This is a genomic window from Paenibacillus selenitireducens (assembly GCF_002021565.1).
Classification (GTDB): domain Bacteria; phylum Bacillota; class Bacilli; order Paenibacillales; family Paenibacillaceae; genus Paenibacillus_K; species Paenibacillus_K selenitireducens.
Window position 1 is genome coordinate 215,015 of the sequence record NZ_MSZX01000006.1, and the last position, 14,381, is coordinate 229,395.

The 14,381-nt window shown below is 45.3% G+C and carries 16 protein-coding genes; 6 read left to right on the forward strand and 10 right to left on the reverse strand.

What is annotated here, in order from left to right:
• Positions 1–99: 99 nt before the first annotated feature.
• The 6 genes from BVG16_RS16735 to BVG16_RS16760 form a co-directional block, all read right to left on the reverse strand.
• A complete protein-coding gene (locus BVG16_RS16735; protein WP_078499819.1) occupies positions 100–744 on the reverse strand; it encodes a response regulator in 645 nt (214 codons plus the stop codon).
• Positions 741–1,580 carry a sensor histidine kinase gene (locus BVG16_RS16740; RefSeq protein ID WP_078499820.1) on the reverse strand — a complete coding sequence of 280 codons (840 nt, stop codon included), beginning with the start codon at positions 1,578–1,580 and terminating at the stop codon, positions 741–743. The genes BVG16_RS16735 and BVG16_RS16740 overlap by 4 nt, the downstream gene beginning before the upstream one ends.
• 109 nt (positions 1,581–1,689) lie before the next feature.
• A complete protein-coding gene (locus BVG16_RS16745; RefSeq protein ID WP_078499821.1) occupies positions 1,690–2,682 on the reverse strand; it encodes a LacI family DNA-binding transcriptional regulator in 993 nt (330 codons plus the stop codon).
• Between the two features lie 35 nt (positions 2,683–2,717).
• Positions 2,718–4,070: an ABC transporter substrate-binding protein gene (locus tag BVG16_RS16750; RefSeq protein WP_078499822.1), complete on the reverse strand. Its 1,353-nt coding sequence runs from the start codon at positions 4,068–4,070 to the stop codon at positions 2,718–2,720.
• Positions 4,071–4,118: 48 nt separating this feature from the next.
• Positions 4,119–4,958: a carbohydrate ABC transporter permease gene (locus BVG16_RS16755; RefSeq protein ID WP_078499823.1), complete on the reverse strand. Its 840-nt coding sequence runs from the start codon at positions 4,956–4,958 to the stop codon at positions 4,119–4,121.
• On the reverse strand, positions 4,955–5,848 hold the full coding sequence (locus tag BVG16_RS16760; RefSeq protein WP_078499824.1) for a carbohydrate ABC transporter permease: 894 nt from the start codon (positions 5,846–5,848) through the stop codon (positions 4,955–4,957). Before BVG16_RS16760 ends, BVG16_RS16755 begins: the two co-directional genes overlap by 4 nt.
• A 363-nt stretch (positions 5,849–6,211) precedes the next feature.
• Between BVG16_RS16760 and BVG16_RS16765 the strand changes: the two genes are divergently transcribed.
• Positions 6,212–6,535: a YbjQ family protein gene (locus BVG16_RS16765; RefSeq protein WP_078499825.1), complete on the forward strand. Its 324-nt coding sequence runs from the start codon at positions 6,212–6,214 to the stop codon at positions 6,533–6,535.
• Positions 6,532–6,777, forward strand: coding sequence for an HD family phosphohydrolase (locus BVG16_RS16770; RefSeq protein WP_144027409.1), 246 nt, complete (start codon positions 6,532–6,534; stop codon positions 6,775–6,777). The genes BVG16_RS16765 and BVG16_RS16770 overlap by 4 nt, the downstream gene beginning before the upstream one ends.
• A 312-nt stretch (positions 6,778–7,089) precedes the next feature.
• Here BVG16_RS16770 and BVG16_RS16775 read toward each other — a convergent pair whose 3' ends face one another.
• Positions 7,090–7,770, reverse strand: a complete 681-nt coding sequence (locus tag BVG16_RS16775) for an MBL fold metallo-hydrolase (RefSeq protein ID WP_078499827.1) — start codon at positions 7,768–7,770, stop codon at positions 7,090–7,092.
• Positions 7,767–8,405 (reverse strand): TetR/AcrR family transcriptional regulator, encoded by a 639-nt coding sequence (locus tag BVG16_RS16780; RefSeq protein ID WP_233147079.1) that lies wholly within the window; start codon positions 8,403–8,405, stop codon positions 7,767–7,769. Before BVG16_RS16780 ends, BVG16_RS16775 begins: the two co-directional genes overlap by 4 nt.
• Before the next feature lie 179 nt (positions 8,406–8,584).
• On the opposite strand from BVG16_RS16780, the gene BVG16_RS16785 reads away from it, so the two are divergent.
• Positions 8,585–9,484: a C40 family peptidase gene (locus tag BVG16_RS16785; protein WP_078499829.1), complete on the forward strand. Its 900-nt coding sequence runs from the start codon at positions 8,585–8,587 to the stop codon at positions 9,482–9,484.
• A gap of 75 nt (positions 9,485–9,559) precedes the next feature.
• Here the strand turns inward: BVG16_RS16785 and BVG16_RS16790 are convergent, their stop codons facing one another.
• Both BVG16_RS16790 and BVG16_RS16795 read right to left on the reverse strand, forming a co-directional pair.
• Positions 9,560–10,567, reverse strand: a complete 1,008-nt coding sequence (locus BVG16_RS16790; protein WP_078499830.1) for a hypothetical protein — start codon at positions 10,565–10,567, stop codon at positions 9,560–9,562.
• Between the two features lie 140 nt (positions 10,568–10,707).
• Positions 10,708–11,670, reverse strand: a complete 963-nt coding sequence (locus BVG16_RS16795) for an aldolase catalytic domain-containing protein (protein ID WP_078499831.1) — start codon at positions 11,668–11,670, stop codon at positions 10,708–10,710.
• Positions 11,671–11,885: 215 nt separating this feature from the next.
• Between BVG16_RS16795 and BVG16_RS16800 the strand changes: the two genes are divergently transcribed.
• The 3 genes from BVG16_RS16800 to BVG16_RS16810 are packed head-to-tail and all read left to right on the forward strand — an operon-like array spanning position 11,886 to position 14,369.
• Entirely contained in the window at positions 11,886–12,128 is a 243-nt protein-coding gene (locus BVG16_RS16800; protein ID WP_078499832.1) for a FeoA family protein, read from the forward strand.
• On the forward strand, positions 12,125–14,140 hold the full coding sequence (gene feoB, locus BVG16_RS16805) for a ferrous iron transport protein B (RefSeq protein ID WP_078499833.1): 2,016 nt from the start codon (positions 12,125–12,127) through the stop codon (positions 14,138–14,140). Before BVG16_RS16800 ends, feoB begins: the two co-directional genes overlap by 4 nt.
• A gap of 28 nt (positions 14,141–14,168) precedes the next feature.
• A complete protein-coding gene (locus BVG16_RS16810; protein WP_078499834.1) occupies positions 14,169–14,369 on the forward strand; it encodes a FeoB-associated Cys-rich membrane protein in 201 nt (66 codons plus the stop codon).
• Positions 14,370–14,381 lie beyond the last annotated feature (12 nt).

Here is a 14,381-nt window from a genome sequence, read left to right on the forward strand (position 1 = left end):
GCGGTGTTTCTTCATTACTGCTCGTCACCATTGCGGCGACAAGTAATAATATATCATGGTTCCAGAATCTTTGCAATACTTTTTTTATATTTTTTTATTTTAAAGAATTAGCCCGTTCTCAATCGCATATCGCGTCAACTGAACACGGTTCTCTAGATGCAGCTTCTGCAATATGTTTTTCAGATGGTTCTTTACCGTATGCTCGGAGATGGTCAGCACCTCGGCGATCTCTCGATTCGACTCTCCCTTAGCAACGCGCTCCAAAATTTCTTTTTCACGAACGGTTAACGGGCTGGCAGTGGCAACTTGCTTCATTTCCCGCGGATGGAACTCCTGCAAGATACGGAATGCTAACTCCTTCGACATCGGTGCTTCATCAATGGCAATAGCACGCAAATATTCATGCCAAGCCGAAGGCTTCAAGTTCTTGAGCAAATAGCCTTGAGCACCGCGTTTCAATGCTTCGAATAGATGCGTAATATCATCGGATACGGTAACCATCACGATTTTGACATAGGGGTAGGATTCTTTGATATGCTTCGTCGCTTGCAGCCCGTCCATCTCCGGCATCGAGATATCCATCAGAATAAGGTCCGGCATATATTGCTCGGTTAATTGGATCGCCTCCAATCCGTTCGTTGCCTCGGCCACCACCTCGAACTCCAGGTCCATGGATAGAATATCCCGCATTCCCTCCCGACCATGTGCATGATCATCCACAATTAAGACGCGAAATGCTGTCATATGACGTCCTTCCTTCCTTTACGTATATTTACGATCGTATACTTCTCTTCACGCGTCAAATCCAAGACCCATCCCATACTCGCTGCGCGGTCCTTCATCATTTGCAAGCCGAATCTTCCCTTGACCTGAAAAGGATCGGAAGTAAATCCACGCCCATTATCCTTCACCACGCAATGGAATCCATCTGCCGTAGAAACCCCTGTAATCCACACGTCAGAAGCTTGGGCATGTTTTTGTACATTCACGAGCGCTTCACGCAGGCATGCAAAAAGCTCAATCTTTTCTTTGGCTGTCAGGGGATCTTCGGATAATTGCCAATCCAAATGGAGTTCAATCCCGGAGTCATGTTTGAACTCTTCCATCATCATCAGCAGCGATTGTGACCAAGGCATGTCTGACGGCTCCGGATCTGTTCGCAGGTTGCTTATAGCTTGCCGCACATCGTCGTAGACGTACCGTACTTTTTCCCGAAGCTTGTCCACTTTTTCGATCCGATCCTCTTCGTCCTTCGCCATCTCAAGCTGATCTAACTTCACCGATAACATGAACAAAGATTGTGAAATCCCGTCATGCAGCTCTTGGGCCAATTTCTCCCGTTCCTGCAATGCCGCTTTCAAAGATCGCTCTTCATTCAGCTTCTCCTGTACATCCTCAAGTCGAGCGAATAAATGACGCAGAATCGTAATCGTTATAATAAAGATAATGACGGCCGCCAGCACGTTCCCTAAATTCATCGAGATATAAGGAAGCAAAACGGTATGTCGAGCGTATTCCCACAATCCGATCGTAATCGTCGGGATCCATAAGATCAACCGCTTAATCCACTTGTAAGACATGAGCTCTACTCAGCTCCTTTAGGCTATTAGACATCTTCATTCCCTTCAGTTTACTTCAAAATGGTACAAAAGCCCACCACTCTGTATCCAACAGAGCAGCAGGCTTCGTTTATGGTTTCAATCGTTGCGTAGAATCACGAATAATAAGTTCAGGACGGAGCTTCACGGTAACACTATCCTGTAATGTGCCTTGAATCAACTTCAAAATAATATCTACGGTATGATGTGCGATTTGTTGCGCTGGCTGTCTTACCGTCGTTAGAAGAGGTCGAAGTTCTTGCGCAAGGAACTGGTCATCATAACCAATAACCGACACTTGTTCAGGCACGCGAATCCCTGCTTCCAACAAGGCATTGATCACACCTGTAGCCAAATAGTCATCTCCTGCGAAAATAGCGGTCGGCAACCGGTCTTCATCCAGCCACTTCCGTGCAATGCGATACCCCTCATTGATGGAGAATTCGCCTTGTTCCACGGCAAAAGGCTCCAATCCCGCTTCACGAAGGGCACGCAAGAATCCTTTCTCCCGTTCATTCGCGCTTCGGAATAAATGCGGTCCTCGAATATGTGCAATTTTCGTATGCCCTAACTCCAGCAAATATTTCGTCGCATCGTACCCGCCTTTATCATTTTCCACAATCACGCTCGATGTCGATGGAATATTCGTCTGGTTATCCACGAGCACAAACGGAAGGTTCCGCTTGTTTAATTCATAAACATACTCAGCTTCATGAATAGGGGATAACAGAATCAGCCCATCTACCCGTTCCTCTTGAATTAGGTAATGATTCTTATCTTGCTTATCCGCGGAGACTGACAGCGCCAGGAAGTACCCGTGAGATTCAAGGGCCGTCGTAATCTCTCGCATAACTTCATCCAGAAAGGAATCCTGTAAGGTCGTTGCGATCAGACCTACGATGCGCGTCTTGCCTCTTGCCAACGACCGTGCAGCCGCATTCGGATGATAATCCAGCTCTTTCATCGCATTGAGTACCCGCTGACGATTTTTCTCCCGCACAGACGGTGAATTATTCAGCACGCGAGATACCGTGACAACCGATAAACCGGACTTTCTTGCAACATCAAAAATGCTTACTTTCATCGTTTCTTCTCTCCTACTACGTCAAGGGTTACCCCTTATTTATTCACGCGTTCCAATAATTTGGTCAGCTTCTCCTGAATGACTGGGAGCGCGGCTTCCACTTTCTGATCCCCATTCTGCACCGATTGGAGTTCATTAATGAACAACTCATTGATCTGAGAGTAATTCGCTACGAGGTGATTATAAGATTCGACGCCGTACTTGTTGGCACCTTCATATACTTGCTTAATAATATTCGGATCGATACCTTCAAAGTTATTATAATATTTCTCTTTCGCACTGTCATTGATCGGAGGCGTTCCTCCGCTCAATTCGATCGATTGCTCTTGAACATCCTTGGAAATCATATATTTGATGAATTCATAGGCTTCCTTCGGATGCTTCGAGTCTTTCAGCACGAACAACGGGTCAACGTACAGCACACTGCGCACTTTATCATTTCCGCCAGTCGGAACCGCGGCGACACCGACTTTAAAATTGAAATCCTTCTGACTTGCCAAGCTCCAGGAACCGACGACAGACATCGCAATTTTACCAGAGAGGAACGGATCTCCGAATTGACCGGCTACAGCTTTGGAGAACGCTGGTGGCGGAGATACTTTTTTATCCCAGATCATGCCGATCCACTTCTGATAAGCAGCAATCGCTTCCGGGGAGCCAAAATATGTCTCACTAGGTTTACCGCCGTTCGTCCATGTATCATCGGAATATACCTTCGCTCCGAAATACGTAGGACGCATATCCAACTCACCCCAGCCGAAATCCACACCGTACTGCGCTTTCGTAATGTCATCCGATTGAACCGTCAACTTCTCGGCCATCTCAACCATTTTATCGAATGTCCAGCTTGCATCTTCATAATCCGACGGCGGATAAGCTACGCCCGCTTTATCGAACAGATCCTTATTATAGAGCATCAATGTGACGTAGTTGTTCGAAGGAATACCATAGGTCTTCCCATTGACTTTGTAGATATTCATCAGCTCTTCTTGAATACCGTAATCCGCAGCTTTGAAGTTATCCTCTTTCATGATATCTGATAAATCCGTAAGTAAACCTTTATTGTAGTACTCCATAAAACCGCCATACCCGAAGTGCGATGTAATATCGGGCGATTTCTTAGCTGCGATATTCGCTTGAAGCTTCGAATCGAACTGTTCATAAGGAGCTTTATCGACCTTTACTTTAATGTTCGGATGTTTGCTCTCAAATTCCGGGATAAGCTTCTCTACATAGGTGCGATCCGGAGAGTCAATGGTGTAATACGTAATCGTAACGGGGTCTCCACTGCTTCCACTGGATGATTTACTACTACATGCGGTTAAAAATAAGGATAATACCAATGCAGTACCTAACAAGTTACGCCAGACGCTACGCGTTTTTTTCATGTTTATTTCCCCCTTAAAATGTATAGATTAAACAATCGCCATTCGCGACTACTTAATACCCGTCAGCACAATACCTTCTGTAAATCGCTTCTGCGCGATCGCAAATAAAGCAACCACCGGAAGAACCGCCATAATCGCCGCACACATAAGCAAATTCCATGGCGCAATCCGGAATTTCGATGAGATCATAGCCGCCATACCGATAGGTAACGTAAATTTCTCTTGAGAGCTCAGATAGAGAACTGGACCCAGCAGATCATTCCAGCTCCATACGAACGAGAAAATCGCGACCGTCGCAAGCGCAGGCCCTGATAACGGCAATGCAAGATTCCAGAACATCCGGAACTCACTGCAACCGTCTATTTTCCCGGAATCATATAACTCATTGGGCAATGTGTTAAAAAATTGACGCAGCAGAAAAATCTGATAGGCTGAGCCGAAAAAAGCAGGTACAATCAACGGCAAGAAGCTATCCATCCACTCCAACTTCGAAAACAATAAAAATTGAGGGATCATGATCGCGGGATAAGGCAGCATCATGGTCGAGATCATCAGCATGAACATGAGATTGCGTCCTTTACCGTGATAGCGGGAGAATCCATAGGCGACACAGGCAGACGATAGAACCGTCCCAATGACGGTGAAGAATGCAATAATGACACTGTTCTGATAGAGAATGCCGAATTTGATCTCATCATTGGTGAATAACTCCGTGAAGTTCTTCCATTGAAAGGTTTGCGGAATCCAGGTGGGCGGGAATAACATCATTTCGCTCTTCGTTTTGAGCGCAGTCGAGATCATGAAGATTACGGGAGAAATCATCGCGGCCGTACACACGACTAAGATGAGGAAGGCTATACTGCGGCCGAGGGTAATCTTTTGGGTCATGATTCTTTTCCCCCCTCATAATACACGTAGCGGTTGGATGTCTTCATGATGATATAAGTAATGATTAATACGGCGATCAAGAGTAACCAAGCCATCGCAGAAGCATAGCCGAGTCGGAAATTTTTGAAAGCGGATTCGTATAAATGAAAGACATAGAAGCGTGTGGAGTAATTGGGACCTCCTTGGGTCATCACGTACGCGGGTGTAAAGACTTGGAAGGATTCGATAATAGCCATGATGAGTTGAAACAAGAAAATCGGAGAAATCATAGGAAACGTAACATTTCGGAACGTAGACCAACGGCCGGCTCCATCTAGTCTTGCGGCTTCAAGTAAGCTTGCAGGCACCCCTTGCAGTGCAGCGAGGAAAATCAACATGCCGCCGCCCATGCCCCAGAAGGACATAATAATCAATGCCCACAAAGCTAATTTCTCGTCCAAAAACCAAAGCTGCGGTTGAATGCCGAACCAGGACAGGATGTAGTTGAAAAACCCGATTTGTGGGTTGAAAATCCAGAACCAGAGCAGGGACATCGACACCCCGGATACCATACTCGGGAAGTACATTGCTGTTCGGAAGAACCCTTGAGCCGGAATTTTCTGATTGATCAGCATCGCGAAGATTAAAGATAATAATAGGGTGAGCGGAACGCTGATCATGGTGTACTTGACGGTAACCCAAATCGATTTGTAGAATAATTCATCTTGGAACAGCTCTTTGTAATTCGCGAGTCCGACGAACTTCGGTGTACTGATAATGTCGTATTCCGTAAAGCTGTAATATAACGACGCTAATATTGGGTATAACGCAAAGACGATAAATCCGATGAGCCACGGCATGATGAAGATATAGAAATAAAAATTTTCTCTGCCGGTTGCGGATAATTTCATCTTTTCTACCCCTCCCCCTCTATATTTTCTTTTGTTCTCATCAAAATTAAAGGGCTTTAACTTTCGGATGCAAAAAAACCTTTACCGATGTGATCCACGCATGCAATCTAACCACTCAAGCCTATTCATTCATTTCATGAATTCGTAATACATCGCTCGTGTAGGATTGTCGTGCTGCATGGATTGCAACAAAGTTAAAGGGCTTTAATTTTGACTGTAGGTTCATCATAACATTATTGGATAAAATTTCAATATATTTATTTTATTTTTAAACAAAAAAATAATCACAACTTTTCCAGCTTTCTTTCGTAATACTACTGGAAGACTTTGCGAAAAATATATACAAAAAAGGAGTTGTTCTTTATGATCGTAGCTACGACGGAAAATATAGCAAATTATGAAGTAACAGAAGTTCTTGGACCTACATTTGGCGTGGTTGTTCGTGCGCGCGGCCTGGGCGGAGACATTATGGCATCCCTGAAAGGATTAGTTGGCGGTGAAGTCAAGCAATATACGCAAATGATTGAGGATGCCCGGAGACAGGCGATGGATCGCATGGTGCAGAATGCCCATACCATGGGTGCGAACGCGATCATCATGATGCGGTTTGACAGCGGAGATGTAGGCCAGAACATGAGTGAGATCGTTGCGTACGGTACAGCCGTAACCGTGAGGCCATTAGCGTGATGTGGGTTTTTGGATGGTGGGGACTCAATATTGTTGTCTTCCTTGTCCTTCTATGGTTAAGCTGGGCTTATTATGACAAACGTTATCGCCGCAAACCGAATGAGACGATGAACCCGCTCCTTAACGGTCAGTTCGTCAAGACGAACGAGGTCTTCATTGACCCGAAAGACGGGTTCACGTATCAGGTCTACTATAATCCAAGTACAGGTGAACGCGAATATGTACGGGTGGATGACAAATGAAGAAAGAACATCTGGGAGCATAAGGGAAAAGTAAGAAAAGTAAGAAAAGCATGATTAAATAATATGCATCCCGGCGTACCGGTGAGGGCTTTCTCTCCAGCCGCTCTTGTCCGCCCATTTTCTTGGATTAGATGAGAGGGATAAAATGGGCTCCCAAAGGCGGACGTAAACTCTTCCAAGAAAATCCCTCACCTCTACTTGATGGACTCATTTATTAAAACATTTTTCCGCAGACACGCGATTTCTTTCTCCATTTGATTTGGAGGGGGAGCAAATAGAAAGGGAGCTGTTTTTCACGGCTCCCTTTTCCTATTACGAACTGAATATCGCTTGTAGCTGGGCAACCGGATTCGATACCGCGCTGCCATGGCATACCTCGATCTGACGAGGCTTCAATTTATCAATGATTCGCGCACTCTCTAACGCTTGGTTCATATCCCCCGTGAACATCGCCATCGGCGTTTTCAACTTCGTTCCCCTCGCATTGGAGGTGAGCAGATCCCCAGCCAGCAATATATCATCCTGCTCATGATAATATACAACATGCCCTGGAGAATGACCTGGAGCAAAATAAGGCTGCAGACCGCCAATAGCTAGCAGCTTCCCTGCTGAATCCGTAGGCAATGCCTGTGCAAGTCCTGGCTTTACGTTGAACTCAGCTTTCTTGCGGCGAGGGTAGATCTTCGCCCCCTCCATATAGGGGATCTCCTCTGCATAAGCATAGACAGCCGCGTTCGTTGCGTCTACGATCGGTTGTATGGCACCAATATGATCCGTGTGGCCATGCGTTAGAATAATGCGCCGAAGCGGCCCTTCATTCAATTCTTCGATATGTCGGAGCACAGCTGGCGCAATGCCTTTCATCCCCGCATCGACAAGCGTCCAACCTCCATAGGTCTCATCCTTTACAAGCCATACATGAATCGGAATAATCGGATACATCAACCAGCTTTTCAATCTCCAAATCCGTTCGGTTACCTTCGTCCACTTCATTTTCCATTCCCCTCTCCATATTGCTGGAGCATTCCAGCATGCATCACATTCATTGATTCTTCTAAAATCGGTGTCAATCGTTTAAGTAATTCTGCCGTGTTCTCTTCGCTATCGATATACGTATTCAAAACTCCCATGAGCAAGTAAAAATATATGCGTGAACACATTAATTTCTGATTCTCCGTCAATCCAACAGGCAAGCTCCTTACAAGCACTTCACTTAAAAGGTTAAAGATCACTAATCGAATCTGGTTGATCTTTAACTCTGGTGCCGGTTCATCCACACGTACAGATTTCATGGTTACGATCACCGACGCAATACTCCGATATTGGAGAGAAAAGCGCATCCATCCAAAACTCGCTTGCTGCAGTGCAGCAACAGAACCGACGGGGTTCGCTTCCAGCAAAGTCTGCAGTTCAGATCGGAATTCCTCTAGTGGCGGTACCGCCAATTGATGAAGCAGCTCCTCTTTATCTTTGCAATGCATGTATATCGCTGTATGTGAACAACCTGCCCGCTTCGCGATCTCTCGCATCGTCACAGCTTGAAACCCACGTTCTGCAAATAATTCGCCCGCTGCCTGCAGGATTCGACGCTTCGTTTCCTCGGCCCGAGATCCCTTCTCTGTTGTCATTTTCAAGATCACTTCAGCCTCCTTTAATTTTTATAACCATTGGTTACTAACCGTTGGTTATAATATATTTTAATCCGAACCATTTGTCAATCATTTTCCTGAAAATAATGAAATAACCTCATACATAGAACCAACAACTATATTGCACACTATGAGAAAACATTATTGGAGTGTAGACGATGATGAAGCTAACACCTTACCGTACCTTCTCCATATGCCTTATTGGCATGAGTCTCGTATGGACGGTATCTTGCAGTAAACCGCTGGATCATCCGCAGATGAATGCATCTACAGGCGTCATATCCGATCAAGTGGTGCTAACAGAACAAGATGGGACCTCTTGGGTTCCTGTAGAGGATGCCGTCCAATCGCTTGGATTGCGAATGCAGGAAACCCGCGGAGACAAGACCAATATAGGGTATACCGATGTCATGTACGAGATTCAGAACAACAATCGACAAGCGGTATCCCTAGGCACACCCATTACGTTAAGCAAGGCTCCTATTCGGTTGAAAGGTCACCTCTATCTCACGACGGAGTCCCTATCTCAGCTCTTACAAACCCAAATGCGTTGGGATAAAAATCAACGCGTCATCACGCTGGGTCATCTTAACGATGTGCATGCAATGAATCAGGCACCCATGCAAGTCTACCGCAGCAAAGGTTTCCAGACCTTAAATACCTCCATCGATCGAAATGCACTCGTCGATTACGCCAGAAACTTCGTGGGCACGACTTATAGATTCGGCGCAGGTCCTTATGAAGAAACTAATACATTCGATTGCTCCTCCTTTACGCAGCACGTCTTTCAACATTTTGGGTTAAGTCTGCCTCGTCTGGCCAAGGATCAAGGAAAAAGCGGCATCAGGGTTACCAAAAGCAATCTCAAAGTCGGCGACTTAATCTTATTTAGCGTACCGGGACGTTTTAAGACCAATGCCATACCTGGGCATGTCGGGATCTATATGGGAAATAACAAGTTTATTCACACCTGGGGTGTCCCCGGTGTACAAATTAGTAACTTGGATTCTGGACACTGGGCAGAGAACACACTGTTTATGGTGGATGTGATCAAATAGCTAGTTCTGATAAAACGAAAAAGACCTGGAAACTGCGCTTCGCAGTTCCAGGTCTTTTGCTTCTTCTCTTTCACTTTAACCTTCTGTCGTCATCTGACGAATCAGCTTTTCTACCGTGTCATCCAACCCATCCAAGAACGAGCGAACAGCCAGAATATCCGTCTGCTGCCCATCTTTCTTCGTATACACATGATCCTTCGTCTTACTTAAAATTTGCAGAAATTGATCCACAACTCTGCTTGTTACCGTATCAGGATGCTTGTTTATGAGCTGCTGAAATTCCTTTTTTACGTCTGGATTCAGCTTGTAGGTATCATAGTCAAACGTTGGTGTATTGTTTAAGCCTAACAAGAGCATCTGTAAGTGATTGAGATACATTTGCTTCACGCGATCATAACGGGCCATCTGTTGATACTTCAACAAGTATTTCTCCACTTGCTCGGTCCGCTTCATCAATTCTTCTCTGGAAATCACAAGCCCCGCGTCCTTAGCGACCGGTTCATTGGACTGAATCGCTTGCAGGTTAATATAATCTTTCATGGAAACGGTGAGATACGGCTGAAACATCTTTAATCCCTCATAATCCACGACCGGAAAAATCATGCCTTCAGCGGATTCCAGTTTATATTTTCCGTTCAATTGCTGCTCTACCATGTGGCGAATCTCTTTGTTGGGAATGGTGGCTACCTTTTCCGCTGTGATGGGGTACGAGATTTTCAAAAGCGCTTCCTGTACCTCGGTCCGACTGAATCTTTCTTGTGCAATCGTTATATTCTTATCGTAAAAATCTTCTAATGTCATAAACATATGATCGGCTTGCTTCTCGCCTGTATTTTTAATGTAGCTTTCTGTCAACGTTACTGCATCCGCTGCTTCATTCAGTTTGCTTAATTCATCTTGGAGTTTCTTGATAATTTCTTCTTTCTCTCCATTAGATACGGTCGATTTTTGCTGTGCTGGAGCGGATTGAATGCTCCCTACTTGATCTTCAGAATACTCGGGCTTCGGTTCCGTGCCTGAGCTGCAAGCCGTAACGGTTAATAACACCACCAAGTTGCACAACAGTGTTTTTGCAACATTCATCACATTTCCCTCTTTTCTTCTTATGACCTAACCTCTAGACGAGAGCGAACGGTTATATGTTTCTATGCATCGTCAACCTGGTATGAAAAAAGACCAGGACATCGTGATTCACGAAATCCATGGTCTCTTTTTCAATGGCATTATTTCGATTTAGGTATCGCAGTCTCAGGCGTCGTTAAACGATCATAGAACTCAACCGCTTTATCTTTATCGTCCGAGACACGAAGCGCCATCGCTGAACGTGGATGCTCGTCTAGTGTACCTGTAATCATGTAAGGGATGATGTAACCCCATTCTTCTTTCTCGCGAAGAGGAATCATGAAGCGTTCAATAATATCCAATACCGGACGTAAAGAATATTTACTGTGCTTTAGGTGCGTTACAAGCAATTCCGTAGGACAGTTCCCTGCCGCACGACCCATGCCGTATACCGAGGCATCTAACAATTCAACGCCTAACTCCGCCGCAATTAAAGTGTTGGAGAATGCGAGCTGCATATTATTATGCGTATGCACGCCAAGACGTTTGTTCGGTAGATGCTGTTTAAATTTCTCAACCAAATGTTTGACATCGTTATGATCTAGGCTGCCGTAAGAGTCTACGATATATACAACATCAACGACACTTTCGCGAATCATTTGGAACGCTTCGATGAGCTCGTGCTCCATAACGTTCGACAGCGCCATAATATTCACGGTTGTCTCATAACCAAGGTCATGGAATTTCTGCACTAAATCCAAGGCTTTATCTACATCTTTAATGTAACAAGCTACGCGAATCAAATCCAACATGCTTTCTTCACGCGGTAAGATGTCATCTTCATCAACACGACCGATATCAACAAGTGCGGATAGCTTCGTATTTCCTTTTTGCGGAATGACTTTGCGAAGAAAATCATCGTTTAGAAACCGCCATGGACCGACTTGATCTGCCCCTTTTAACAATTTCGGAGAGTTCTTATAGCCGATTTCCATATAGTCAACGCCAGCTTCGTTCAACCCGGCATACAAATTCTGAACGAATTCGATGCTGAAATCCCAATTGTTCACGAGGCCGCCGTCACGAATGGTACAGTCGACGATTTTGCAATGATTTGTCTTCATCTAGCTAGTCTCCTTTAAGCTCTTTTTTCATTTCCTTCCATTCTACTTGAATTTGTCCAGTAAATCAAAAGAAATTCGACATGACAGATCCTCTTTGTTCGCAAAAAATCCAAAGTTTACGGGGTTGTTCATGCTTTAGCAACATGCTATAGTGAAGTAAATAATAATGATAAGCATTCTCATTGAATCAATATAAACAGCAAGGGTGGCTTCGTATGAAGACGAATACCATAGCATTATCACATGCACAACCTGGTTGCATCGCTTGTATCCACAGCATCTCGGATTTAGATTCTCTCGTCTGTCGACGTTTATTAGATTTAGGCATTACAGTCGGCTCTGAAATACGTATGAAACGCAAAAGTCTATTCGGCGGACCACTTACCTTAGAATCGAACGGACAGCTGTTTGGAATCCGGAAACAAGAAGCAGCTAAGATTGAGGTGCAAATCCGATGAGAACATATGCGTTAGCCGGGAATCCGAACACCGGAAAAACTTCGCTTTTCAATACACTCACACGCTCCTATGAATATGTAGGTAACTGGTCTGGTGTAACGGTTGAGAAGAAAGTCGGGACGCTGCTGAATAAAATAGACCGCCTGGTCGACCTCCCTGGAATCTATTCTCTCAACCCCCTCTCCCGTGACGAAGGTGTTGCCGCGAATTTTCTGCTCACAGAATCTCCTGACGCTGTGCTAAATGTCATAGACAGTTCCCAAATTGAACGGAACCTCTATCTTACCCTTCAACTCTTAGAATACCGGAAACCGCTCGTGATTGGGCTCAACATGATCGATGTTGCAAAATCAAGAGGAATTCGCATCCATACGGATAAACTATCCCAAATCCTGCAAGTGCCTGTGATTCCGATCGTCGCGAGAACGGGCAAAGGAACCGATGCCATTCTCGAGCAATTGACAGGCATGCCAACTTCCATCGAAACTCCCTTTCAACTGGATTACGGCCCGATTGTGGAGCAAGCCGTTGTCGCATGCGCTTCTTATCTAGATAACTTGCAGCTCGAATTACCGGATACGCGCTGGCTAAGCCTTCAATTGTTCGAGAACAACACCGCTGTCAAAGAATCCCTCGCTCGAATGATGCCAATGGAGCCATTGGAACAATTGTACAGGCAGACGGAAGATGCTATTGTCCAGAGCGGTGCTGGCTTACATCTGCCGCAGTATCTCCGCAGTGTGCGTGTCGCCTACATCCAGCAATTATGTGAGCAATGCGTCGATCGCGGAAAGCAGAAGGAGCATTCTTTGACCGAACGAATCGATGCCCTGGTTACCCATAAAATCCTGGGTTTACCGATCTTTCTCCTATTTATGTTTCTTCTATTTAAATTGACGTTCGATTGGTTTGGGCAACCCGTGTCAGATATGTTAGATGCTTTTTTCAGCGGACCGCTAAGTGATGGGGTCAATCAGGCTTTGACGGCCCTCGGTGCTTCCCCATTCACACATGCCTTAATTGTCGATGGTATCATTGCAGGCGTCGGCGGCGTCCTTGTATTTGTACCGCAAATCTTCATGTTATTCCTGATGATCTCCTTCATCGAAGATTCAGGGTACATGGCTCGTGTTACCCTTGTCATGGACAAAATCATGGAGATGGTTGGTTTGAACGGTAAAGCATTCATCCCTTTCATCATCGGATTCGGTTGTAATGTCCCGGCGATCATGTCGGCGCGCGCCATCGAACAACCTAAAGAACGATTGGTTACCACCTTGTTGACGCCATTGATGTCTTGCTCAGCTCGGCTTCCAGTTTATAGCCTATTCGTTGGTGTTTTCTTCGTAAGCCATAAAGCGATTGTCGTCTTCTCCTTATACCTTCTGGGGATTGTACTCGCTCTATTGCTCGCGAAACTATTTACTAGTATCTTTTATACTTCGGAGAAATCCATGTTCGTCATTGAGATTCCTCCCTACCGGCTCCCGCAAGTACGATCTTTAATTCGAAACACTTGGGAGAAGGGCAAAGGCTTCATTCGCAAAGCAGGTACCTTTATTCTCGGTGGATCGGTGCTGATCTGGTTCTTATCCTATGCAGGACCTAGCGGCTTCGGCGTGGAGATGGATCACAGCTTCTTAGCTAAGATTGGCGGATTATTCGCGCCGATTCTCGCACCGATAGGCTTCGGCACTTGGCAAGCAGGTGCTTCGTTACTCACGGGGTTTATGGCGAAGGAAGTGGTCGTATCGACCATGAACATTATTTATCATGCACCGGATATGGCGGGTCTGGAGTCTCAAATCCAAATGGCATTCACCCCGTTGCAGGCCTATAGCTTTATGGCATTTATCTTACTCTATGTTCCATGTCTTGCAACGGTAGGGGTTATTAAGAAGGAGACGACATCCACGCGATGGACATTATTCTCGATTGGATATGCCCTTGTCCTTGCTTATATCGTCGCACTTATCATCTACCAAGGCGGACAGTGGCTTGGATTTTCATAACTAACACGAGGAAAGGAGCGAATCTACCATGATCGATGTGCTGATTATCGCGGTGATTTTTGGTTACGCCGCTTGGACGCTGTATCGCTTTTTCACCAAAAGCAAAAAAGGCGCTTGCTCCAGCTGCTCCCAGAATAAATCCTGTTCCATGAGCAGCTGTCATACACCTCCTACTATAACGATGGAACATGTTGATTCAACGAGAACGCCTGTTCAAGAACACAAATAATGCCCTCATTCG